This is a genomic window from Bacillus cereus group sp. BfR-BA-01453 (assembly GCF_022662915.1).
Taxonomy (GTDB): Bacteria; Bacillota; Bacilli; order Bacillales; family Bacillaceae_G; genus Bacillus_A; species Bacillus_A paranthracis.
In genome coordinates this window covers 568,479-590,755 of record NZ_JAKUEN010000001.1, presented here as the reverse complement: position 1 = coordinate 590,755, position 22,277 = coordinate 568,479, and the positions used below count along the sequence as shown (strand labels likewise).

Sequence of the window (22,277 nt, the reverse complement as noted above, 5' to 3'; positions counted from 1 at the left end):
AGTTAGGTGGGGGTCGGGCTGCCCATTAAAGCCCGATTGGTTCAACTAATAATCAGTGGGGGATGAAGAAACTCCCACTGATTAAAGTTTCACTTTATTTCACATCTAAATCAACATTTAAATTAGATGTATTTCCAGCTGCATCTGTTGCTACAATGTGAATTGTATTTTTACCTTCTTGTAATTGAGTACGATCTAAATAAATGCCGTAATTTTTCTCCCAAGGATTTAGGAATGCACTTTCCCATACACCATTTCCGTTGATTTCATACTGTAGTCTCACTGGAATTCCAGGTGCTACCCAACCAGATTCTGTCATCCAATCTAGTAAGATATCATCCACTTTTCCTGTGATTACAAGGTTTTCTTGGTCAATTTCGTATGTTAACTTAGGTGCAGTTCTATCAAGAAATACAGCAGCTGTTTGTTTTGTTTCCCCACCAGAATTAGAGGCAACTGCTTCGATTTGGTATAGACCGTCAGCTAACGGAGTACCATCTGCTTTTGTACCATTCCATTTGAAAGGTTTGTATCCAGCTGTTTCATTTTTAGCTTGATGGATAATCCCTTGGTACGTTACATGTTCTTTTGTAACTAAATTTGCATGCAATGTTACATCATCTACAGGTGCAACTAAATAGTAGTTGATGAGATTATCGTCTAATATTTGGTCACCATTTGGACTAAATGTAGAATTAATAATTTCGAGTCCATCTATACGTTTGTAATCTTTAGGATCGATACTAAATGTAAATGGAATGCGAGTTTCTTCCTTCTTACCTTGTTCTTTTATATACACATTTCCAGTATAGACACCTTGGGGTAGCGAACTATCGACAGTGATAGTAAATGGTTTTTCGGTACTACTATTCGGCTGTATGCTAATCGATGAAGGTACAGAAGTTTTTACTTTTGTTTTTGTGTTTGTATCTAGCAATTCCACACGAGTTGAAAAACTTTTCTTTTTACTAGATAGATTTTGTAACGTAATATTTTGCGTCAGTTTTACTTTACCACTGTTTGGCTTAATAAGACCGAAGCTCACATTGTTAGGTTTGACTAATACATCTGTTTGAGCTGCTTTCGGGATGTTAATTAAACCAGATCCTTGTGTCATAATAGGATATGTATTTTCATTTACATCTTTTAAAGTTTTTGCGGTATTGGCAAGGGATGCTTTTAATTGCTCTGTCGTCCAATCAGGATGCATTTGACGCAAGAGAGCAACCGCTCCAGCTACTTGAGGGGCAGCCATACTGGTTCCGTTGTGAGACTCATAGCCACCTCTAGGTACAGTACTCGTAATTTGTACTCCTGGTGCAACGATATCTGGTTTTATAAGCCAACTACCTTGTGATGGTCCTCTAGAACTAAAGTTACCAATTAATTCAGTTGGGATTGGTTGTCCAATTTTTATATTTTTCTTGCGCTTTGTAATTAAGTTTTTCAGCTCTTCGCCATTTGCATTTGATAATTGCATAACTGGAAGAGCTAGATTTTCTCGTGCAAAGTATTCAGGCATAATATTGATTTCTTTTTCGTTAGAAATTAATAGTACACCAATTGCACCAGCTTGTTTCGCTTGTTCAGCTTTTACTAACGTACTTGAAGTACCTTGTAAAATAAGTGCAAATTTTCCTTTCACATCTTGTTTTGCATAATCGCTTGGATTGCCATAGCCAACATATACAAGTGGAGAATCATTTCCTATTGGGAAATCCGATTTTGATAACGGTAACCCTTGATATGTTTTGGTAGAACCAGCTACTTGGAATGTTGGAAACGGGATAGAAACTGTAGATGCTCCAACTGATATCACGCTACTTGCATTTCCAGGTGCATCAACAGACCAAGGTTTTGGACCATCATTTCCGTTGGAAACGACTGCAGTAACCCCAAGCTTTGCTGCACGTTCTAACGTTAAAGTTACAGGCTGATCAGGTACATTTAAATCTTGTCCAAGGGATAGATTTAACACATCAGCACCATCTTGAATTGCTCGTTCAATACCTTGAATAATATCATCTGTTGTACCAGTACCACCGTCATTCATGACACGATAAGCTAAAATAGAAGCATTCGGAGCAACGCCTTTAATTTTTCCATTACCAGCAATAATTCCAGCTACATGAGTACCGTGTACGTTACCATCCATTGGATCATCATCTTCATCCACTGTGTCGTATCCACCAATATAATTTGCCTTTAAGTCAGGATGTGTATAGTCTACGCCAGAATCGATAATCGCTACTTTCATACCTTTTCCATCAAGCGGTTTGCCAGATGGGTCTTTTAAATTCCATGCTTCAGTTGCACCAATTGTCGGTCCGCCGATATTTGGTGCCTCTTCATTAGTAGTGCTTTTTGATGTTTCATGTAATTTATATGTTAAGTTCGGGTAGACTGCTTTTACTTCGGGTAAAGAAGCAAGAGCGGTAATTTGATCTCCAGGAACTGAAATAGAGAATCCAGAAAATAACGTATTATACACTTCTTTAATTTTTGCACCAGGTGCTTTTTCTTTTATTTTCTTAGTCGTATCTTCTTGTGCTTTTTTAAGCTCGGTATGATAAGACTGTGCAAGATTATTTTGTAAATCTGGAGCATGCTGAATGTTACTTTGTGAAGCGAGTGGAGCATGTTGCAATTCTACAATGACAGAAATTTCTTTTGATGTTTTTGTTTCAACATTTTGCGCAATTTTGTTTTCTCCCCATTGTTCAATGTTCGCTTTTAACTGTGGACTAAATTGTTTCTCCTTTTGCAGCGATTCAGCATGTGCGCTTAAAGCTCCAAAACTGGAAAAGACGAGCGCCATACTTAATAGTGTAGATGTAGTTTTTTTCATTGAAACTCCCCCCTAATAAAAAGTGCTAATATTCCGAAAAAACATCTTACAAATTGATCTCGAATTACATAATCGGATGTTAGCTAAACTATATTTTCGACATAATTCATACCAATCCTCTATGAATTTGAAATTTCTTGGGAAATTTTTTCTGATTATGTCGAATAGGTATCTTTTACATATTGTAGGTGGAGATTGAGGAATGCTATGAGGGAAATGGAGGGGTGTTATGAAACGGTTCATAGTAAGCGTTGGTACAATGTTAGTCGTATTTTTATGTTCAACCATTAATAGTAGCGCAGAAAATAATGAATTTAAAATTGCTTTTATTCGTCATCATGACCTCTGGATTAAAGTTGATGGAAAAGAAAAACAACTTACAAAAGGAGAGTATATAACAGGGCCAAAGTGGTCTCATGATGGAGAGTGGCTGGCATATGTAAAAGGAAAGAAACAAAGTAATCTTGAGTTATATCGGCTAAAAGATGGAAAGAAAGTTACGCCGTTTCACTCAGAAGTATCAAATTATCAATGGTCACCAACAGAAAATATAATTGCATTTATATTTACAGGTACATTACATACCTTCGAGGTAGAAAAAAAGAATGCAGATTTTGAAAATGTATCGGCTGGTGTAGGTGATTATGCATGGTACCCGAATGGAAAGAAGTTTCTTGTATCTTCTGAAGCACACTTACTTCCAACTGGATGGACAGGAGCACAGCTATATGAAGTGCAAAAAGATGCCCATATGAACCCTCATAAAATGAAGCATTTGTATGCATTGCCAAATGAACATGATGATTTCCTAGCGCTAGTTGCAAGTGGCTTTAAGTGGTCACCAGATCAAAAGTGGATTTCATTTTTAGCAGTACCGACAGCTTCATGGTCAGCTGATAGCAATACGCTTTGTTTAGTTCGTGCAGATGGTAGTCGTTTTGAAAAGGTAGATCAAATGTTATTAAACACACAATGGTTCAAATGGGCGCCAGCCAACAATATATTGGCCTATATTGAAGGAAGTGGGAGAGTTGCGTTAGAGAATAAACATTTAAAAGTAAAAGAACTGCCAGCACTTCAGCAGAACACATTTACGCCGCAAGGATATGTTGATTGGGATTTTACATGGAAGAACGATAACATAATTATCGTCTCTCGAGCAAAAGAGGGAGGATTTGAAACATTGCCAGAAAAAAGGCCACTACCATCTTTATATGAGGTTGATAGTACAAGCAATGTACAGCATCGAATCACAAAGCCACCTCATAAGCAGGGTGATTATCATCCAATCTTTATGAAGAAGAGCAATCAATTAATATGGATACGTTCAGACCGTAAGAAAGCAGATGTATGGCTTGCTCATAGAGATGGAAAGCATGAAGTGAAGTGGATTGAAAATATAGATGTACCAGAGTGGTATTATGAGAAATGGAATTGGGGAAATGTCATCTCGGTAAAAGAAGAATAAAAAATGTGCCTAAAAGATAATTTTAGGCACATTTTTTTATTGGTTATTTATGCGTTTTATTTGGCTTTTTTTTCGCTGGGTTTCCGTTTCCCTGACGTTTTCTATTTTGTTCATCTTTTGCTTGTTTTTCATGCAGCGTATCTAAAAAATCATTCGAGTTACTCATTTTTCTATCGCTCCTTTCATTTCGTCCTAATTACTATAACCATTTAGGAGGACAATCATGAGATAAAAAGTTAAGCGCTTAGTTTTCTTCGGTAGTATATGTAAAATATGCCATACGTAATAAATAGCATAAATAAAATTTGTAACTCTACATTTTCTTTTAAAATAGTTGCGATAGAAGATGGTAAGTAAGGTGATGTATTGTTTGTTTCTACACCTAACCATTTGTTTAAGAGGTTAATGGTACAAAACATAAAAACACCGGACCAGCTTGCAATAATTGCTTTCTGTTTAATTTTTGTTTCCCGTTCATCATCTGTAATCCAAGGATTAGCAGTTTTATCGCTGCTAAAAAATCCGTTTATATATCCCCATATAATCATGCCAATTAAGATGGTTATCCATTTCATATGTATGCTTCTCCTCTCCCTTGTAAAAAGTATTTTACATATACAATTGTAATGTTTTCCAATTCGTTATGTCAAATATTTTTTACATATCGGTTTTGTATATAGCAGGAATAAAGGATCAAATAGGGAAGAAATATGTGAGAGAATTTCATAGTGAGAGGAGGATGGGCATGAAACTCGTCTTTGTTCGGCACGGTGAAGGAGAACATACAAAAGATTTGCCGGCAAGTTTACAAAGGTTGAATCCATCATTAACAGATGAGGGAAGGAATCAAGCTAAATTACTTCAATGCAATGTACCCTTGCAAGAAACGGATATATTAATCGCTAGCCCTACACTTAGAACTTTGCAAACGGCGGCGATATGGAGTGAGAAGGTAGCTTGTCAAAAAATTGTCCATCCATATGTATCCCCGCGTATTTTTCCTTATCGAGAAGGAGCGAAAACATTACCATGTGATCACATAGTAGATCAGGGAATAATAACAAATTCATTTCCACATTTTTCGATAGAGAAAAACACAAATCAGCAGTTATGGAAGGAAGGTATAAATACTATTTCAGAACATAGCTTTCAGCAAATAGTAGATGAATTTCTTCTTTTTTGTTATGAGCTAGGTGCGGAAAGAGTTTGCATTGTATCTCACGACGGGACAATTACAGCATATAGGCAATATTTACAGAAGGTCGTTTTAACTAGAGCTGATTTTTTGCAAGAAACGGGTATATATGAAATGGATGTATCCTTTAAAAGTCTAATTGTTGAAATCTAATTATAGGATGGAGGGTGTATGTTGAATGTTGCACTAGTAGTTGGTTTTAATTCGGATTTAGAGGCGCAATCAATCCGAGCATCACTTGAGTATTTTGGGGCGAAAGTTATAACGTACTGGATTGGTAGGCCGAAAGAGTTCATCGATATTCTTTCTGGAAAGGGTTTATATAATGATATCGATTATGTTGTCTTTTGCTTTCATGGTGAGGAAGGAAAATTTGTCATGGAAGAGTTAGGTGAAGATATATATGAACAAGATGAACCGCGGGGATACTTTGGTTCAGCAGAAATTTATAAATATGCAAAATTGCATAATGTAAATATTGTAAATAGTGGTTGTACGTTAGGGGAGCGAAAATTAGCAGAATCTTTCTTACGTAGTGGCGCAAAATCGTATATTGGATCAATAGATTATGTAGATGGGAATGCAGCACTTATGTTTACAATACGCTTATTTTACGGGCTTATTAACCATGAAAAAACGTTAGGAGAGGCTTTTGAAGAAGCACGGTTAATTGATAAAGAGACACATACATTTCAATTATATAAGTAGTGTGAAACACGTTTATTCTATATTCGAATAAACGTGTTTCACATTTAACTCACATTTTTTTTACATTTTCTTCAATGAAAACCATTATCACTTATGGTATGATATGTTCAAGTTTTTACAGGTAATAAAAGTTACTATATAAACGTTAGTTTTTAATGTTTCATACACATGTCACGAATTATTCATAATTAACGTTTGAAAAATAAGTAACTAATGTTATTATATTATCTGTAACTAACTTAATTACAACTTTAGGAGGAAGATATGGTTATTCAATTTTTAAGAGAAAACAAAGCAGTTTCTTTTGTGTTAGCGGTAATTCGAGTGTATCTTGGTTACACATGGTTAATGGCTGGAATCGGTAAACTACAAGGAAAAGGATTCGATGCAACTGGTTATTTACAAGGTGCAATTGAAAAATCTAAAGGAGCACAACCGGCTGTTCAATCTTGGTGGGCATCATTTTTACAAGATTTCGCAATTCCAAACGTTGATCTATTTAATACACTTGTAACGTGGGGAGAAATTTTAGTCGGAATTGGTTTAATTGTAGGATGTTTAACAAAAACAGCGGTCTTTTTCGGTCTTGTAATGAACTTTTCCTATATGTTTAGTGGGTCAATTGGTGTGAATCCTGAAATGGTTATTCTATCAATGTTCGTTCTAGTTTCTGGTATGAATGCTGGTAAATTTGGAATAGATGGTTTCGTTATTCCGAAAGTATTAGGTTCAAAAACTCAAAAACGCCAAAAGCAAGCTGCTTAATATATGAAAGCGGGTATCTCAAAATGAGATACCCGCTTATTTTTCAGTTATTATAGGGTTTTTGTCAAAGAATTCTTTTACATACCCTACAAACTCCTGTGGTTCCTGACGAAATGGTGCGTGATAACCTTTTTCGATAATATGGAAAGTACTATTTTTTAAAAATTGATGGTACGTTTCGCCCTCTTTCCAAGAAACGCTACTATCATTTCTTCCCCATATAATTAAGGTTGGTTGTTTTATTTCATTTGCATTAATTTGAAGACGTCTAGGCCATAATTTCATTTTATTGTAATGCTCTTCATCATTACGTTTAAATCTCACTTTTCTCTCATCATAATCTGCAATGGCAGAAACGGTATTTAAATCAGTCGACAACTGTGGTCTTGGTGATCCTTGTTTATTAACGAGTGTATGAGGACCGCCCGTAGCATCAGTTAAAATAAGGTGTGTAACGGATTCTGGATATAAATATGTTAAATTAAGAGAAATTTCTCCGCCCATTGAGTGGCCCAATATTGCAAACGAATCGTAACCTAGTTTTTTCATTAATTTATAATACAAATTTGCATGAGTCGGGAAAGAATAATAAAAATCCATCGGCTTAGATGAGCGCCCGAATCCTAAAGCATCTACAGAAATAATTGTATGATCTTTTGCTAAGTCTGAGTAAATCTTTTGAAAACCATCTGACGATCCTCCAAATCCATGGATCATAAGTAAAGGTGGTTTTTCATTACCAATCTTTTTGAAGTAAATGGTTTGACCATCTATTTCTACCATTTTTTCCTCGGTAGCTAGTTTTGCTGTAAGTGTATTTTTAACTTGTTTTACTTGTTCTACTGGCTTTTCTGCTGCACTACATCCTACTAATAGTGTAAGAGTAAGACAACCTACCATAAAATAGCTAAATCGCTTCAATTAGGTGTCCCCTTTCTAACATAACGCTGTATCTATCATAGCAAATAGCATATTACGATTTCCAGGAAGTTCGCTACCATTTTTTATCATAAGAGGTGAAAGGAGCGTTTCTTGGAAATCTTCTATTTGAAGAAATTTGCGAAATGAAAATTGTGAATGTGGGACATCAATTCTTACTGTGCCATTCCAACATTCACATATCTTTTGTAGTAATTGAATAGCATCTTCTTCTCTTTTGGCGATAAGTGGATTGATACATAATATACTATCTTTTTGTATGCATAAGGAAAAAGCTTCTATACAGTTATGTCTCTCAATTTTAAAAGAGTGGCTCGTTCTTGGTAATAGTAATGAATAAAGTAAAGAACGATCGGCACCAGTTGTAATTTGATCGAGGGAAATAAGCGATATAAGATCTTTTTCTTCTATTTGTTTTGTATGAGTGATATGTGTCTTAGTAGTTTGTTTTTCAAAACGATGAATCGTCGTTATTGTTTGAAATCCGCATGATGTATAAAGAGGCTCGCCAGCTTTTGTTGCAATAAGTGCAATTGGTTGTTTTGTAAGAGTGTGTTCTAAGCAGTGATTAAGCAAAATACGCCCGATGCCTCGGCCTTGAAAATGAGGATGGACGATTAACATACCAATAGTAGAAAACCTATCTTTAAAAGGAAATGCGCCTCCAGCTGCAATCAGTTTATTTTCATGCATATAACCGACAAGTGTACCGAGAGAAAGGTACATTTCGAATTGTTTTTTCATAAATGCTTTATTTTGTAACCATCCAATAGATTTGCAAAGGTCGAGTAAATCAAAAATAAAAGTTTCATCTAGCTTTATTATTTTCATACATGTTCACCACGTTTCTATTAATTTTCATAAAAGTAGATTGAAAATGTTAAATAAGAGATTTACGTTAAATGAAATCCAACTTGTTTATATTTTGATTGTAAAGGAGAAGATGGTTGATATGAAAAGACAAAGTTATACAAATTATAACTGATATTTACATAAGTTAACAAAAAATTTACATATAACTAATTTTCTCTTAACAGTCTTCTATTAAATTTGATAGTGGGAAATGAATAACCTAATTAGGGGGACAAGACAGTGAAAAAGTTTGTGAAAAAAGCATGGCCATTTGCAGTTGTGGCGTCGTTAGCAGTTACTTCGGTAGCAACATGGAATTTTACACGTTCTAGTGAAGTGAGTGCAGATGAGAGCGGAAGCAATGCAAAGATTAAAAATGTCATTGTATTAATTGGGGATGGTATGGGCCCTTCATATATGACGGCTCACCGTTATATGAAAGATAATCCAAAAACTTTTGAGATGGAATCTACAGAGTTTGATAAACATCTTGTAGGAACACAAAAAACATATCCGGAAGATGAACATGAAAATATCACAGACTCTGCATCTGCAGCAACAGCTATGTCAGCAGGAATTAAAACATATAATGCGGCAATTGCAGTTGATAACGATAAAGCAGAAGTAAAAACTGTTCTTGAACAAGCGAAGGAAAAAGGGAAATCGACAGGATTAGTTGCTACTTCTGAAATTACACATGCAACACCAGCTGCTTTCGGTGCGCATGACATTAGTCGTAAAAATATGGACGCAATTGCAAATGATTATTTTGATGAGAAAATTAAAGGGAAGCATAAAGTAGATGTTATGCTTGGCGGCGGCGTAAAAAACTTTGTTAGAAAAGATCGCAATCTTACAGAAGAGTTTAAGAAATCTGGTTATAGCTACGTAACAGATCGAGATCAATTGTTAAATGATAAAAATGATCAAATCCTTGGTTTATTTGCACCAGGCGGTTTAGATAAAATGATTGATCGCACTGATAAAACACCTTCATTAGAAGAAATGACAAATGCAGCAATTGAGCGTTTGAACAAAAATAAAAAAGGTTTCTTCTTAATGGTTGAAGGAAGTCAAATTGACTGGGCAGGACATGATAATGATATCGTTGGCGCAATGAGTGAAATGGAAGACTTTGAAAAAGCATTTAAAGCAGCGATTGAGTTTGCGAAAAAAGATAAAAATACGTTAGTCGTTGCAACGGCAGACCACGCTACTGGTGGATTATCTTTAGGTGCAAATGGTGAGTATAACTTTAAAGTAGATCCAATTAAAGCTGCAAAACGCACACCAGACTTTATGGCAAATGAGATTGCAAACGGTGCGAATGTAGAAGAAACATTGAAAAAATATATTGATTTACAATTAACACCTGAAGAAATTAAAGCGGTAAATGATATTGCTCCTTCAAAAGATGTAACAAAGATTGATAATGCGATTGAAGATATTTTCAATAAGCGTTCGGTTACAGGATGGACAACAGGTGGACATACAGGAGAAGATGTAAACGTATATGCATTTGGCCCTGGTAAATACTTGTTCTCTGGCGTTCAAGAGAATACAAATATCGCTAAACGTGTCTTTGATATTGTTGGCGGTGGCGACCCGAATAAAGGAAGACGCTAATTAGAAACGAAAGTGAGGCGAAATGCCTCACTTTTCTTTTTAGGAGATGGGAAGATGAGAGCTTTTTTCATAGGGATATTATCCTTTCTAATAGGTGTATTATTGCTAGTTGGATGTCAATCCAAAGAGAATCAGATAGAACAAAAAGCTACTACTACAAAAGCTGAAGGAAAGGTACAAATAACGAAAGAAGAAGAGAAAACGATTCAAGGTGTGATAGAGAAATTTGTACGGACGACAAATGAAAAAAATCTTACTGAACATATGGAGTTATTTTCAAAGAACATGCCTAGTGCTGAAGACTTAAAAACGCAAAAAGAAGCAGCTTTTCAAAAGGGAAATAAAAAAATTGAATTGGAACATATAGACATAAAAGCTAGTAAAGCAGGATATGTTGTTGTTGAAACAAAAGAAAAGGAAATAGAAGGAGAGGTCACTATTCAGAAGAAAGTACAGTATGCACTTGGAAAAGAAGAGGATGGCTGGAAAATTGAAGAGGTTCGCACGATAGAGAAGAAATAAAGTGAAACTTTCCGTAAATAGCGCAAAAAAGGTTCTCATTGGCGAGAACCTTTTTTTATAGTGGTAACATAATTTGATCTGAGCATGCCTCGATATCATCAATATCTTGGCGAATGGTTGCCATTTTATTATCGAGATCTTCAGCTTTCATTGCTGCATCATGTAGTTCATCTTTTAAATACTCAGGTATTTTTCCCTCATATTTATAATAAAGTTTATGTTCTAAACTTGCCCAAAAGTCCATTGCAAGCGTACGTAATTGAATTTCTGCAAAGACTTCTTTTGTACCAGAATTTAGTGATAAAGGGTATTTGATAATCATGTGTAAACTTTTATAGCCATTTTGTTTTGGGTTAGCGATATAATCTTTTACTTCTATGATTTCCATATCTTCACGTTTTTGAATGACATTCTTTAAATGATAGATATCTTCTACGAAGCAACATGTAATACGAATGCCGATAATGTCTTGTAAATGCGTTTGCGCATTTTCAACTGTCGGTAATAAATTTTTACGCTCAAGTTTTTTAATAATACTTTCAGGTTGTTTTAATCTTGTTTTTATATGTTCAAACGGGTTGTAATCCTCTAAAAATTGGGCTTCCCGGTTCATAATTTCAAATTTAGTTTTTAACTCTTCTAAAGCAAATGTATATGGTAGTACAAAAGCTTTCCAGTAGTTAACTGTTGATTGATTATATTCCATTTATATACACACCTTTTCCTATTTACAAGTGAGGTTGTTATTATACTAAATACCAAAGCATATAAGCGCAAGCAGCAAATGATGAGATCATAAAACGATATTTAGTTTTCATACTTTCAACTCCTTTCGAGTAAGATTCTATATAAATAAACGTGATTGTTAATAAGTTCACTATGTACAATTTCTATAATAATAGATTCGTGTGAATTTCGTATGAACTAATTGTTTCAGCTTTTTGTCTTTTTTTGCAATTGACAAATAGAATGAAGTTATATAATATATAAATCGTAATCATTACGATTTAGTTTGCGATCTTTAAAAGAAAGGAGAATTACATATGCGTGTAAATATTACACTAGCTTGTACGGAGTGCGGTGATCGTAATTATATTTCTAAAAAAAATAAACGAAACAATCCAGAGCGCATCGAACTAAAAAAATATTGTCCGCGATTAAAGCGAGTAACGTTACATCGTGAAACGAAGTAGAAGACTAGAGATATCTCTAGTCTTTTTTTGTTATAATTACCTTAAAATTGTAATAAAAGGGAGCGGTATGATGAATCAAAAAGATAAAGAAAGAAAAGAGCAGGTGGTTCATATTATTAGCATTCCAGATGATTATAGGCTTGTTGTAGATGATCAAGAAGGTGTGGATGACCCATATCATCTATTATGGTGGGAGCATAAAGCGGATGAGGAGAGAACAATACGGATTACGTTGAATAGACATACTGGTAGTTTAATTGACTTTAGGATAGAGGATGAAAAAGCTTTTTCGAGCGGTGAGGAAGCGATAGAGGACAATCAAGCAAGAGAGATTGCAAATACATTCTTAAAAAAATATACAAAAGAAGGATCTGAATTTTATACATATGTAACTGTTAAGGGTGACAGGCGCGGTTGCAAAGAAGTAAATTATATGCAAGAAGTGAATGGCTATCCATTGCCAAATACAGGGTGTGTTGTGCGAGTTCATCCTTCAGGAAATGTTGTGAATTTCCATTACAATGGACAAAAAGCGATAGAGAAAAAACCATTATGGCCAAGTGACATTGTTGAGGAGAACGTCGTTTTAGAAAGTTTGAAAGCTAGACAAGATATGAGACTTGTATTTGTAGATTTAACATACTCTTCATGTGAGTATGAAAACGGGGAGGAAGTAAAAGGGTACCATCTTGTATATGAACCAGAGCCTAGTCATGCATGTATTGATGCAAGTACAGGTAAAGATTTATATGGGCCAGAACATTATAAATTACCGCCAACAGTAGTTGTTGAAAAATTAGAAAAAGGTAGCCGGCAAGATGACATATTCGAATTATTTGACTGGGATAAAGAAAATTTTGCAAAAGTAGATGAGACGGAAAATGATAATGAAATAAGGATGAAATTTGTTTTGAAGGAGGAATTACAAAAACAGAAAGAAGAAAAGAATCCATATTTAATGAATGAATTCTTTAAAAAGCATTTACCGATGCTGAAATATAATAATTTAGTTAGCGTTACAATTGATAAATTAACCAATGAATTAACTGGTTTTATAAAATTGACAGATGATAAAGAAGTAAAGCAAATACTATCTAGAGAGGAATGTTTACAAAAAGCACTTCAATTTTTGGAACAAGTTATTCCAGATATCACACAATATCTGCGTCTTTGGGAGGAACGTGAAGAAGCTGAAGATGGGATTGAAAGATTTATTTTTTCTATATATATAAATGATATTCCGGCAGAGTATAACCAATTTATGATTAACATCAATGCGGAAAATGGTGCTGTGATGCACTACTCTGGAGAGTCTAGCAACCTTATAAAAAAATTACTTACATACGAAACAACACCAAAAGTAACGAAAGAAGAAGCGTTAGAAATATACAGAGATGCTATCCGAGTTAAATTAGAATGGTCTATAGATCATGATGTAGAGGAAACGGTATATCAATTGCTGTATAAACAAACAACGTGTGAAAATTATAAAGAATTCTTCGACGGTAGTCGAGAAGTTCGTTATATTGATGCGCATACTGGTGAGAAAATTTGGAGCAAGTAAAATAAAAAGAGTTATTTTTCAAAGAAAATAACTCTTTTTATTTTTATAATTTGCCTGTTCGTTTTTCAAATGTAAATGTGATAGGAAGGTTGGAAGGAGAACTATCACTTTTAAATGTTACTTTCCATTCTTTAGAATGGGCTTTAATTTCGAAATCAAGAAGATTCATTGCTCTACGTTTATCTATTTCTAAAAACATATTATGAATTTCTGGTTCCTGCTGTAAATTAAGAGCCTTTAGTGTGACTGTTAATGTGAAAAAATCTCGCCCTTCATATACTATTTTTGATATTTTTGTTTTTTGTGTATTTAACAGTATATAAAAACGGTCTGATGGAGTTAATTGTACAGAGTCATCAGTAATTTCATCCTCCATATTATGAAGTTCAACTAAGAAAGATGTACTATGGGAAGAATCTTTTTTGCTTGTAATCTGTAATTCAGTAGGAATCATCGGTATTTCATAAAAATCATTCCTTATTATGTTGTTGTAATCCTCCGAAAATTTACGGACTTCTTTTGGGAAAGAGTCTTCTTCTTGTGTATTTAAAAAAGTTTTATATTGTTTTGGAATTTTTTTACTAAACTTTAATGTTTCTTTAAAGTAATAATTGGATCCAGTTAAAAATAAAAAACTACAAATTAATAAAAAAATTCGATAGGGATTTTGAAAGTGAAAGAACAATAGTATACATGTAATAAATCCAATTACATAGAAAATAAAGATAAGTAGTTCTAATTTTGAGTGAAAGGAGAAACCATAGTTATGAAAAAATTTCATTCCAATTATAATTTGAGCTCCAAAAAACAAGGAAATTCCAAATTGAAAAAATAATAAATCAGGCCCTCTCTTAATAACAAAAGTAATGAATGAAATGAAAAGTAAAAATACCCCTAAATAAATTGTTACATTTAATAATCGATCTAATGTGAGCATGAATAGTGTCCCCTTTAATAGCATATTCATATATAAATAACAATTTTATATAATTATAATATAACAATAAAATATTTTAAATATTGGAAGTGGTGAGTTTTATAAATAAACTGTACAGACACAAACAACCTCATGCCCACATACACTTAGTAAAGACCACTATTTTGGCGGAGGTGAAAGGTTTGAGTCTATTCGCCGCAATTGGATATATGGTTCGAGAAGTGTTTGTTTTTGTTTCTTATGTGAAGAACAATGCGTTTCCGCAGCCATTATCATCAGACGATGAGAGAAAGTACTTAGAGTTAATGGAGCAAGGTGATGCTCAAGCGAGGAATCTGTTAATTGAACATAATTTACGGCTTGTAGCTCATATCGTTAAAAAATTTGAAAATACAGGGGAAGATGCAGAAGATTTAATTTCAATTGGTACAATCGGGCTCATTAAAGCAATCGAGAGCTATTCGGCAGGAAAAGGTACAAAACTTGCGACGTACGCAGCACGCTGTATTGAAAATGAAATTTTGATGCATTTACGTGTATTAAAGAAAACGAAAAAGGACGTTTCACTTCATGATCCAATTGGGCAAGATAAAGAGGGGAATGAAATATCGCTTATTGATATATTAAAATCAGAGTCTGAAGATGTAATTGATATGATCCAGCTTAGTATGGAGTTAGAAAAGATTAAAGAGTATATCGATATTTTAGACGAACGAGAGAAAGAAGTAATCGTGAAGCGTTTTGGACTGGGGCTTGATAAGGAGAAAACGCAACGAGAGATTGCGAAGGCACTTGGTATTTCCAGAAGCTACGTATCAAGAATTGAAAAGCGCGCTTTAATGAAAATGTTCCATGAATTTGTAAGAGCAGAGAAAGAGAAAAAAGCAAAAGAATAATGTACATTACAAGCAGCCGTATTTTAAAATGGGCTGCTTTTCTTTTTGGAAATAAGGAAAGAAAAAGAGTTGTGTTCAGAAGAAATCCATGTTCACTGTTGAAAATGACGGATTCTATCTGTAATATTAGAAGGTGCTAAACAATTTAAGAATGATACCGTACTTAGTTTTCTGCATGTATAATATGGCGGTTCTATATGATATGTGGGAATAAGAACTAATTTTACATATGATATAGAAGGAAAAGAAGGGGAAGCTAAAGTTATAGACTGATTAGGAGGTTCCGCAATTTGCGACGTACATTATATCGACTTATGATCGAACTTACAAATGGTCGTTTTACTTCTTATATATTACGTAAATTTGCACAATCTCGTTTGAGCTCTATCATTATTCCATCGTATGCGAAAGTATTTCAAATTAATCAAGATGAGATGGAAAAGGGTTTGAAGGAATATAGAACATTGCATGAATTATTTACACGTAAGCTAAAAGAAGGAAAGCGTAGTATTGATACAGATGCATCGAGTATCGTTAGTCCTGTTGATGGTGTTTTTGCTGATCACGGTCCTATTGAGGACACAAAAACATTTGATATTAAAGGCAAGCGTTATTCGATTGTGGATATGCTAGGTAATGAAGAACGTGCACAGCGATATGCAGGTGGTACATATATGGTTATTTATTTAAGCCCAAGTCATTATCATCGTATTCATAGTCCGCTTTCTGGTTCTGTGACTGAAAGATTTGTACTCGGTAGAAAATCATATCCGGTAAATGCAGCTGGTATGGAATACGGGAAAGAACCATTGTCAAAAAACTATCGCTCCGTTACAGAAGTGAATAGTGACGGTGAACATATGGCGCTTGTAAAAGTAGGAGCTATGTTTGTAAATAGTATTGAGCTGCTGCATGAAAGAGACACTGTTCAAAAAGGTGAAGAAATGGCATACTTTACATTCGGTTCAACAGTTGTGTTATTGTTTGAAAAAGATATGATAGAAGTAGTGCAAGAATTGAAGAGTGGGCAAGAGCTTCGCCTTGGTGAAAAAATTGCTACTCGATTGGCTCATAAGTAAAAAAGATTTTATAACTGTAAGCAAGATTTATGGACAAAGATGCGTAATGATGAAATTCCCTAGATGGGAGTACTTGTTTATTCGAGAGCCATCGCAGGATGGCTCTTTTTACAAGTTAGTTAATTAAAATTCCTCTTTATATGTAATCAAGACGATTTGACAAGCTTGTCCTCTAATGAGCGTCTAATAATTTCTTGTTTTATAAGTAAAATGAAGTCGGGATTTAATTTTAGTTCTTTTGCTTTATAATAAGACTCAGTGAGTAACTCAGTAGATAACTGTTCCATATGTTTTGTTTTCAAGGTGAGTCACCTCCTAATAATATAAGGATTGATTCGTTGTTGCATTTAATGTACCAAAAAAATATGACAGTCACAAACGAGTGGTTATCCACATACCTAGGTGGATAAAATGTGTATAGATTGTTAGTAAATTCCAAATTAACTGAAATATTAATGTGGAAAATGTGTACAATTTTATCCACAGGCCATATATCGAAATATGTTGTCGAAAAATTTTTATGAAAACTCCTCAAAGAGGTGAAAGAAATTGAAACTATTTTTACCAAATGAATATGTGAAAAATGTATATCATGTTCAACCAGAAGATTTGAAGAAACGTGGAATTAAAGGTGTTATTACTGATTTAGATAACACTTTAATTGAATGGGATCGTCCAAATGCAACGCCACAACTTGAAGAATGGTTTTTGAAAATGAAAGAGCAAGGCATTCAAGTAACGGTCGTTTCAAATAATAATGAGCAACGAGTGAAAGATTTTGCTGATCCATTAGGCATTCCATTTATTCATAGTGCGCGTAAGCCATTTGTTCGTGCGTTTAAGCGTGCGATACGAGAGATGCAGTTGCAACCAGATGAAGTTGTAGTAATTGGGGATCAGTTACTGACAGATGTGCTAGGTGGAAACCGAGTTGGACTGCATACAATTTTAGTTGTACCAGTAGCACAAACAGACGGATTAGTAACGCGCTTTAATCGAAAAATTGAACGAAGAATTATGAGAAACATGAAGAAAAAAGGTTTAATTAACTGGGAGGAATAAAGTTTGACTGAAACAATTAAATGTATTGGTTGCGGTGTAGAAATTCAAACAGAAGATAAAAATGAAGTGGGATATGCTCCTGCCTCATCTTTAGAAAAAGAACAAGTAATTTGTCAACGCTGTTTTCGATTGAAACATTATAACGAAATTCAAGATGTCTCATTAACAGATGATGATTTCCTACGTATTCTAAACGGTATTGGAAAATCGGATGCGTTAGTAGTTAAAATTGTAGATATTTTCGACTTTAATGGTAGCTGGTTACCTGGCTTACATCGTTTCGTGGGAAATAATAAAGTATTACTTGTTGGGAATAAAGCTGATTTAATTCCTAAGTCAGTAAAACATGATAAAGTAAAGCATTGGATGCGCTATAGTGCAAAGCAGCTAGGATTAAAGCCAGAAGATGTCTTTTTAATTAGTGCAGCGAAGGGACAAGGGATTGCTGAGCTGGCAGATGCGATTGAGTATTACCGCGGCGGAAAAGATGTTTACGTTGTTGGATGTACAAATGTAGGGAAATCAACATTCATTAATCGTATGATTAAAGAATTTAGTGATGAGACTGAAAATGTAATTACAACATCTCATTTCCCAGGAACAACGCTTGATTTAATTGATATCCCGTTAGACGAAGAATCTTCTTTATATGATACGCCAGGTATTATTAACCACCATCAAATGGCTCATTATGTTGGAAAACAAAGCTTAAAGCTTATTACACCAACAAAAGAAATTAAGCCAATGGTATTCCAATTAAATGAAGAACAAACATTGTTCTTTAGCGGATTGGCACGTTTTGATTACGTAAGTGGCGGTCGTCGCGCATTTACTTGTCACTTCTCAAATCGTTTAACAATCCATCGTACAAAGCTTGAGAAAGCAGATGAATTGTATAAAAATCATGCAGGGGATTTACTAAGCCCGCCAACACCAGAAGAATTAGAAAATATGCCAGAGCTAGTGAAATACGAGTTTAATATTCGTGAACCAAAAACGGATGTTGTATTCTCTGGATTAGGATGGGTTACTGTGAACGAACCGGGAGCAAAAATTGTTGCACACGTACCAAAAGGAGTAAGTGTTTCATTGCGTAAATCTTTAATTTAATATGGAGAGGGATTTATGAAACAATTATATGGTGTAATCGGAAATCCAATTGGACATTCATTATCACCCGTTATGCATAACGATGCATTTGAACACTTGAATATGGATGCCCATTATCATGCCTTTCTTGTTAAAGAGGAAGTGCTAGGGGAAGCAGTAAGAGGTTTAAAAGCGTTAGGTATTTCAGGATTTAATGTAACAACTCCGCACAAAGTTGCGATTATGGATTATTTGGATGAGATTGACCCGCTAGCAAAACAAATTGGTGCAGTAAATACGGTGGTTCATAAGGATGGGAAATTGATTGGCTACAATACAGATGGAATTGGTTTTGTCCGAGCATTGCAGTCCATTAGTAGTGAACCACTTCAAGAGAAACGTATTTTATTGCTTGGCGCAGGTGGTGCTAGTCGAGCTATTTATTTTTCACTTGCTGATGTAGGTGTGAAAGAGATTGATGTAGCGAATCGTACAGTAGATAAGGCGAAAGAACTTATTACTGCATGTATGGCTACTGTTCATTCTGTTGCTTTATCGTTAGAGAAAGCAACAGAAGAACAAGCGAATTATGATATTATCATTCAGACGACAACAATAGGTATGCATCCACGTGTCGAACATACGCCGTTACAAATTTCTTCGTTGAAAAAGGGAACGATTGTATCAGATATAATTTATAATCCATTTGAAACGAAAATTTTATGTGAGGCGAAAGAGCAAGGTGCAATGATTCAAAATGGTATTGATATGTTTGTTTATCAAGGAGCGCTTGCATTTGAAATGTGGACAGGGCGCACGCCAAATATCGAACGAATGAAACAATTAGTTATAAGAAAGCTTGGAGGCTAACATATATGTTAACAGGAAAACAAAAAAGATTTTTACGTGCACAGGCACATCATTTAACACCAATTTTTCAAGTAGGAAAAGGCGGAGTAAATGAAAATATGATTAAACAAATCGCAGATACTTTAGAAGCTCGTGAGCTATTTAAAGTAAGTGTGCTACAAAACTGTGAATTCGATCGCCGTGAAGTTGCGGAAGAACTGGCAAAAGGTGCACGTGCGGAAATCGTTCAAGTAATTGGAAGCACAATCGTTTTATACAAAGAGTCAAGAGAAAATAAACAAATTAAGCTTCCTCGATAAAAAGATTAGCATGCGCTATTTTTATCGTTGATGCGTAATGATGTAGAGAGCGAAACCAATTGAACTTTTATTAATAGCAACTCTCTTCTGTTAGGAATGAAGAGAGTTGCTGTACGTAAAAGGAAGGGGCGTTTCTTTTGAGGAAAATTGGCATCATTGGCGGTACATTTGATCCGCCACATTATGGACATTTGCTCATTGCAAATGAAGTATATCATGCTTTGAATTTAGAAGAAGTATGGTTCTTACCGAACCAAATTCCGCCGCATAAACAAGGGCGGAATATTACAAGTGTAGAAAGTCGCTTACAAATGTTAGAACTTGCGACTGAGGAAGAGGAACATTTTTCTATTTGTTTAGAAGAGCTAAGCAGGAAGGGCCCATCTTATACGTATGACACTATGCTACAATTAACGAAGAAGCATCCGGATGTGCAGTTTCACTTTATTATTGGTGGAGATATGGTTGAGTATTTACCGAAGTGGTATAACATTGAAGCGTTACTTGATCTTGTAACGTTTGTTGGGGTTGCAAGACCGGGTTATACATTGCATACACCTTATCCTATCACCACTGTGGAAATTCCGGAGTTTGCAGTTTCTTCATCTTTATTACGTGAGAGATATAAAGAGAAGAAAACATGCAAATATTTACTTCCTGAAAAAGTACAGGTATATATCGAGAGGAATGGGTTGTATGAATCGTGAGGAAGCACTTCATATTGTGAAACAACAAATGCATGAAAAACGTTATATACACACAATTGGTGTAATGGAGACGGCAATTGAACTCGCTAAATTATACGGTGTGGATGAAAAAAAGGCTGAAGTTGCAGCTATATTCCATGATTATGCGAAGTGTAGAGCGATTTCAGAGATGGAAGAGATCATTAAAAGTGAAGGTTTGCCGAAAGATTTACTTTGTTATAACAAAGAGTTATGGCATGCACCTGTTGGGGCATACTTAGTAGAAAAAGAAGTAGGTATTACAGATCCTGAAATCCTGCAAGCTATTACATATCATACAAGTGGTCATGAGAAAATGACGATGTTAGATAAAGTAATTTATGTAGCTGATTATATTGAGCCTGGGCGAAAGTTTCCAGGGGTGGAGGAAGCTCGTAAACTCGCATATACGGATATAGATCAAGCTTTATTATTTGCGTTAAAGAGAACAATTCAATTTTTAATGGAAAAAGATCAAACGATTTATCCATTAACATTCCAAACATACAATGCAGTTATCAAGGAGGAAATGAGTAAATGAAAGATAAAGATTTATTAGTATTAGCAGCAAAAGCAGCTGATGATAAGAGAGCAGAAGATATGGTTGTCCTAAATATGCAAGGTATTTCACCAATTGCAGATTATTTCATTATTTGTCACGGTAACTCAGATAAGCAAGTGCAAGCAATTGCACGTGAAATTAAAGCGAAAGCACACGAGTTCCAAATCGACGTACAACGTATGGAAGGTTTTGACGAAGCTCGCTGGGTATTAGTTGACCTTGGAGATGTAGTTGCTCATGTATTCCATAAAGATGAGCGTAATCACTATAATTTAGAGCGTCTATGGGGCGATGTGCCACGTGAAGATATTACAGAAGAGTTAGGCCAATGAACTACGAGCAATTTGCGTTGCTGTACGATGAACTAATGAATGATGTCCCTTATGATAAATGGGTGGAATTCACAGAGGAAAGCTTGCAGCAAGCGGATATGAAAGAGGCGAAGATTCTTGATGTAGCATGCGGTACTGGTAATGTAACGCTTCCGCTTATACAAAAGGGTTACGATGTAATCGGTGTCGATCTTTCGGAAGAAATGTTAGCAGTCGCACAGCAAAAACTAGGCGAGGCAGGATATTTTATTCCTTTTTACCAACAAGATATGCGGGAGCTTGATGTTCCAGGTGAGTTTGACTGTGTAACTATCTTTTGTGATTCATTAAACTATGTATTGCAAGAAGATGGAGTGCAAGAAACATTCCGAAGAGTGTTTCATCATTTACGTCAAGATGGTTTGTTTTTATTTGATGTACATTCTTTATATAAAATACATCATGTATTTCAAAATGAAACATACACAGTGAATGGAGAAGAAATATCTCTTATTTGGAATTGCTTCCCTGGTGAAGATTCAAACAGTGTAGAACATGATTTAACATTCTTTGTTCAAGACCCAGAAGAAGATGTGTACCATCGTTTTGACGAATGTCACGTACAACGTGCATATCCGGTTGAAGAGTTAACGAAATGGCTTGAAGAAGCTGGTTTTACAGTGCTTCGTGTAACTGGTGACTTTGAGCGACTTGAAGTTACAGAACAAACAGAGCGTATTTTCTTCATGGCGAAGAAAAACGGATAA

Annotated in this window: 26 protein-coding genes; 18 read left to right on the top strand and 8 right to left on the bottom strand. The window is 35.0% G+C overall.

Annotated features, from left to right (window positions below):
• Positions 1–94 precede the first annotated feature (94 nt).
• Positions 95–2,848, bottom strand: coding sequence for a S8 family serine peptidase (locus MR070_RS03150; RefSeq protein WP_242260512.1), 2,754 nt, complete (start codon positions 2,846–2,848; stop codon positions 95–97).
• A gap of 229 nt (positions 2,849–3,077) precedes the next feature.
• On the opposite strand from MR070_RS03150, the gene MR070_RS03145 reads away from it, so the two are divergent.
• On the top strand, positions 3,078–4,316 hold the full coding sequence (locus MR070_RS03145; protein WP_000819450.1) for a TolB family protein: 1,239 nt from the start codon (positions 3,078–3,080) through the stop codon (positions 4,314–4,316).
• A 43-nt stretch (positions 4,317–4,359) separates the two neighbouring features.
• Here the strand turns inward: MR070_RS03145 and MR070_RS03140 are convergent, their stop codons facing one another.
• Positions 4,360–4,482, bottom strand: a complete 123-nt coding sequence (locus tag MR070_RS03140) for a DUF4023 domain-containing protein (RefSeq protein WP_000071861.1) — start codon at positions 4,480–4,482, stop codon at positions 4,360–4,362.
• Positions 4,483–4,552: 70 nt separating this feature from the next.
• The gene (locus tag MR070_RS03135) at positions 4,553–4,891 is read right to left on the bottom strand and encodes a hypothetical protein (protein ID WP_000871279.1); all 339 of its coding nucleotides are present in this window, start codon (positions 4,889–4,891) and stop codon (positions 4,553–4,555) included.
• 68 nt (positions 4,892–4,959) lie between these two features.
• On the opposite strand from MR070_RS03135, the gene MR070_RS03130 reads away from it, so the two are divergent.
• From MR070_RS03130 to MR070_RS03120, 3 genes are all read left to right on the top strand, one after another.
• The gene (locus MR070_RS03130; RefSeq protein WP_242260511.1) at positions 4,960–5,664 is read left to right on the top strand and encodes a histidine phosphatase family protein; all 705 of its coding nucleotides are present in this window, start codon (positions 4,960–4,962) and stop codon (positions 5,662–5,664) included.
• 18 nt (positions 5,665–5,682) lie between these two features.
• The gene (locus MR070_RS03125; RefSeq protein WP_044793769.1) at positions 5,683–6,219 is read left to right on the top strand and encodes a delta-aminolevulinic acid dehydratase; all 537 of its coding nucleotides are present in this window, start codon (positions 5,683–5,685) and stop codon (positions 6,217–6,219) included.
• Between the two features lie 264 nt (positions 6,220–6,483).
• On the top strand, positions 6,484–6,984 hold the full coding sequence (locus MR070_RS03120; protein WP_000236600.1) for a DoxX family protein: 501 nt from the start codon (positions 6,484–6,486) through the stop codon (positions 6,982–6,984).
• 36 nt (positions 6,985–7,020) lie between these two features.
• Here the strand turns inward: MR070_RS03120 and MR070_RS03115 are convergent, their stop codons facing one another.
• Together MR070_RS03115 and MR070_RS03110 are read right to left on the bottom strand one after the other, a co-directional pair.
• Complete coding sequence (locus tag MR070_RS03115; protein WP_242260510.1) at positions 7,021–7,905, bottom strand: alpha/beta fold hydrolase; 885 nt, start codon at positions 7,903–7,905, stop codon at positions 7,021–7,023.
• 15 nt (positions 7,906–7,920) lie between these two features.
• Complete coding sequence (locus MR070_RS03110; protein ID WP_000691515.1) at positions 7,921–8,754, bottom strand: GNAT family N-acetyltransferase; 834 nt, start codon at positions 8,752–8,754, stop codon at positions 7,921–7,923.
• 261 nt (positions 8,755–9,015) lie between these two features.
• On the opposite strand from MR070_RS03110, the gene MR070_RS03105 reads away from it, so the two are divergent.
• A complete protein-coding gene (locus MR070_RS03105; protein WP_000714935.1) occupies positions 9,016–10,401 on the top strand; it encodes an alkaline phosphatase in 1,386 nt (461 codons plus the stop codon).
• A gap of 54 nt (positions 10,402–10,455) precedes the next feature.
• Positions 10,456–10,923: a hypothetical protein gene (locus tag MR070_RS03100; RefSeq protein ID WP_001201006.1), complete on the top strand. Its 468-nt coding sequence runs from the start codon at positions 10,456–10,458 to the stop codon at positions 10,921–10,923.
• A gap of 55 nt (positions 10,924–10,978) precedes the next feature.
• On the opposite strand, the gene MR070_RS03095 is transcribed toward MR070_RS03100, so the two are convergent.
• Positions 10,979–11,629, bottom strand: a complete 651-nt coding sequence (locus MR070_RS03095) for a GTP pyrophosphokinase (protein ID WP_000456224.1) — start codon at positions 11,627–11,629, stop codon at positions 10,979–10,981.
• 337 nt (positions 11,630–11,966) lie between these two features.
• On the opposite strand from MR070_RS03095, the gene rpmG reads away from it, so the two are divergent.
• Together rpmG and MR070_RS03085 are read left to right on the top strand one after the other, a co-directional pair.
• Positions 11,967–12,116, top strand: a complete 150-nt coding sequence (gene rpmG / locus MR070_RS03090; RefSeq protein WP_001265617.1) for a 50S ribosomal protein L33 — start codon at positions 11,967–11,969, stop codon at positions 12,114–12,116.
• Between the two features lie 70 nt (positions 12,117–12,186).
• A complete protein-coding gene (locus MR070_RS03085; protein WP_242260509.1) occupies positions 12,187–13,680 on the top strand; it encodes a YcdB/YcdC domain-containing protein in 1,494 nt (497 codons plus the stop codon).
• Positions 13,681–13,723: 43 nt separating this feature from the next.
• Here MR070_RS03085 and MR070_RS03080 read toward each other — a convergent pair whose 3' ends face one another.
• Positions 13,724–14,617, bottom strand: coding sequence for a hypothetical protein (locus tag MR070_RS03080; protein ID WP_044793773.1), 894 nt, complete (start codon positions 14,615–14,617; stop codon positions 13,724–13,726).
• 182 nt (positions 14,618–14,799) lie between these two features.
• Here MR070_RS03080 and sigK point away from each other — a divergent pair, with 182 nt between their 5' ends.
• Together sigK and MR070_RS03070 are read left to right on the top strand one after the other, a co-directional pair.
• Positions 14,800–15,513 (top strand): RNA polymerase sporulation sigma factor SigK, encoded by a 714-nt coding sequence (gene sigK, locus MR070_RS03075; protein WP_000051382.1) that lies wholly within the window; start codon positions 14,800–14,802, stop codon positions 15,511–15,513.
• A gap of 290 nt (positions 15,514–15,803) precedes the next feature.
• On the top strand, positions 15,804–16,592 hold the full coding sequence (locus MR070_RS03070; RefSeq protein WP_001254997.1) for a phosphatidylserine decarboxylase: 789 nt from the start codon (positions 15,804–15,806) through the stop codon (positions 16,590–16,592).
• 146 nt (positions 16,593–16,738) lie between these two features.
• Here the strand turns inward: MR070_RS03070 and sda are convergent, their stop codons facing one another.
• Entirely contained in the window at positions 16,739–16,894 is a 156-nt protein-coding gene (sda, locus tag MR070_RS03065) for a sporulation histidine kinase inhibitor Sda (protein WP_000850094.1), read from the bottom strand.
• A gap of 247 nt (positions 16,895–17,141) precedes the next feature.
• Between sda and MR070_RS03060 the strand changes: the two genes are divergently transcribed.
• The 8 genes from MR070_RS03060 to MR070_RS03025 all read left to right on the top strand — a co-directional run bounded on the left by MR070_RS03060 (position 17,142) and on the right by MR070_RS03025 (position 22,277).
• Entirely contained in the window at positions 17,142–17,654 is a 513-nt protein-coding gene (locus tag MR070_RS03060; protein WP_000765311.1) for a YqeG family HAD IIIA-type phosphatase, read from the top strand.
• A 3-nt stretch (positions 17,655–17,657) separates the two neighbouring features.
• Positions 17,658–18,764, top strand: a complete 1,107-nt coding sequence (yqeH, locus tag MR070_RS03055) for a ribosome biogenesis GTPase YqeH (protein ID WP_000140795.1) — start codon at positions 17,658–17,660, stop codon at positions 18,762–18,764.
• 15 nt (positions 18,765–18,779) lie between these two features.
• Complete coding sequence (gene aroE / locus MR070_RS03050) at positions 18,780–19,613, top strand: shikimate dehydrogenase (RefSeq protein ID WP_242260507.1); 834 nt, start codon at positions 18,780–18,782, stop codon at positions 19,611–19,613.
• Between the two features lie 5 nt (positions 19,614–19,618).
• Positions 19,619–19,912, top strand: coding sequence for a ribosome assembly RNA-binding protein YhbY (gene yhbY, locus MR070_RS03045; RefSeq protein ID WP_000955224.1), 294 nt, complete (start codon positions 19,619–19,621; stop codon positions 19,910–19,912).
• Between the two features lie 137 nt (positions 19,913–20,049).
• Positions 20,050–20,619 (top strand): nicotinate-nucleotide adenylyltransferase, encoded by a 570-nt coding sequence (nadD, locus tag MR070_RS03040; RefSeq protein ID WP_001226058.1) that lies wholly within the window; start codon positions 20,050–20,052, stop codon positions 20,617–20,619.
• Positions 20,609–21,178 (top strand): bis(5'-nucleosyl)-tetraphosphatase (symmetrical) YqeK, encoded by a 570-nt coding sequence (gene yqeK, locus MR070_RS03035; RefSeq protein WP_001078246.1) that lies wholly within the window; start codon positions 20,609–20,611, stop codon positions 21,176–21,178. The genes nadD and yqeK overlap by 11 nt, the downstream gene beginning before the upstream one ends.
• Positions 21,175–21,531: a ribosome silencing factor gene (rsfS, locus tag MR070_RS03030; protein ID WP_000653200.1), complete on the top strand. Its 357-nt coding sequence runs from the start codon at positions 21,175–21,177 to the stop codon at positions 21,529–21,531. The genes yqeK and rsfS overlap by 4 nt, the downstream gene beginning before the upstream one ends.
• The gene (locus tag MR070_RS03025; protein ID WP_001105566.1) at positions 21,528–22,277 is read left to right on the top strand and encodes a class I SAM-dependent DNA methyltransferase; all 750 of its coding nucleotides are present in this window, start codon (positions 21,528–21,530) and stop codon (positions 22,275–22,277) included. The genes rsfS and MR070_RS03025 overlap by 4 nt, the downstream gene beginning before the upstream one ends.

Coding starts and splice junctions, on each gene's coding strand:
- MR070_RS03150 (WP_242260512.1), bottom strand. CDS start 2,848: ATGAAAAAAACTACATCTACACTATTAAGTATGGCGCTCGTCTTTTCC.
- MR070_RS03145 (WP_000819450.1), top strand. CDS start 3,078: ATGAAACGGTTCATAGTAAGCGTTGGTACAATGTTAGTCGTATTTTTA.
- MR070_RS03140 (WP_000071861.1), bottom strand. CDS start 4,482: ATGAGTAACTCGAATGATTTTTTAGATACGCTGCATGAAAAACAAGCA.
- MR070_RS03135 (WP_000871279.1), bottom strand. CDS start 4,891: ATGAAATGGATAACCATCTTAATTGGCATGATTATATGGGGATATATA.
- MR070_RS03130 (WP_242260511.1), top strand. CDS start 4,960: ATGTCAAATATTTTTTACATATCGGTTTTGTATATAGCAGGAATAAAG.
- MR070_RS03125 (WP_044793769.1), top strand. CDS start 5,683: ATGTTGAATGTTGCACTAGTAGTTGGTTTTAATTCGGATTTAGAGGCG.
- MR070_RS03120 (WP_000236600.1), top strand. CDS start 6,484: ATGGTTATTCAATTTTTAAGAGAAAACAAAGCAGTTTCTTTTGTGTTA.
- MR070_RS03110 (WP_000691515.1), bottom strand. CDS start 8,754: ATGAAAATAATAAAGCTAGATGAAACTTTTATTTTTGATTTACTCGAC.
- MR070_RS03100 (WP_001201006.1), top strand. CDS start 10,456: ATGAGAGCTTTTTTCATAGGGATATTATCCTTTCTAATAGGTGTATTA.
- MR070_RS03095 (WP_000456224.1), bottom strand. CDS start 11,629: ATGGAATATAATCAATCAACAGTTAACTACTGGAAAGCTTTTGTACTA.
- rpmG (WP_001265617.1), top strand. CDS start 11,967: ATGCGTGTAAATATTACACTAGCTTGTACGGAGTGCGGTGATCGTAAT.
- MR070_RS03085 (WP_242260509.1), top strand. CDS start 12,187: ATGAATCAAAAAGATAAAGAAAGAAAAGAGCAGGTGGTTCATATTATT.
- MR070_RS03080 (WP_044793773.1), bottom strand. CDS start 14,617: ATGCTCACATTAGATCGATTATTAAATGTAACAATTTATTTAGGGGTA.
- aroE (WP_242260507.1), top strand. CDS start 18,780: ATGAAACAATTATATGGTGTAATCGGAAATCCAATTGGACATTCATTA.
- yhbY (WP_000955224.1), top strand. CDS start 19,619: ATGTTAACAGGAAAACAAAAAAGATTTTTACGTGCACAGGCACATCAT.
- yqeK (WP_001078246.1), top strand. CDS start 20,609: ATGAATCGTGAGGAAGCACTTCATATTGTGAAACAACAAATGCATGAA.
- rsfS (WP_000653200.1), top strand. CDS start 21,175: ATGAAAGATAAAGATTTATTAGTATTAGCAGCAAAAGCAGCTGATGAT.
- MR070_RS03025 (WP_001105566.1), top strand. CDS start 21,528: ATGAACTACGAGCAATTTGCGTTGCTGTACGATGAACTAATGAATGAT.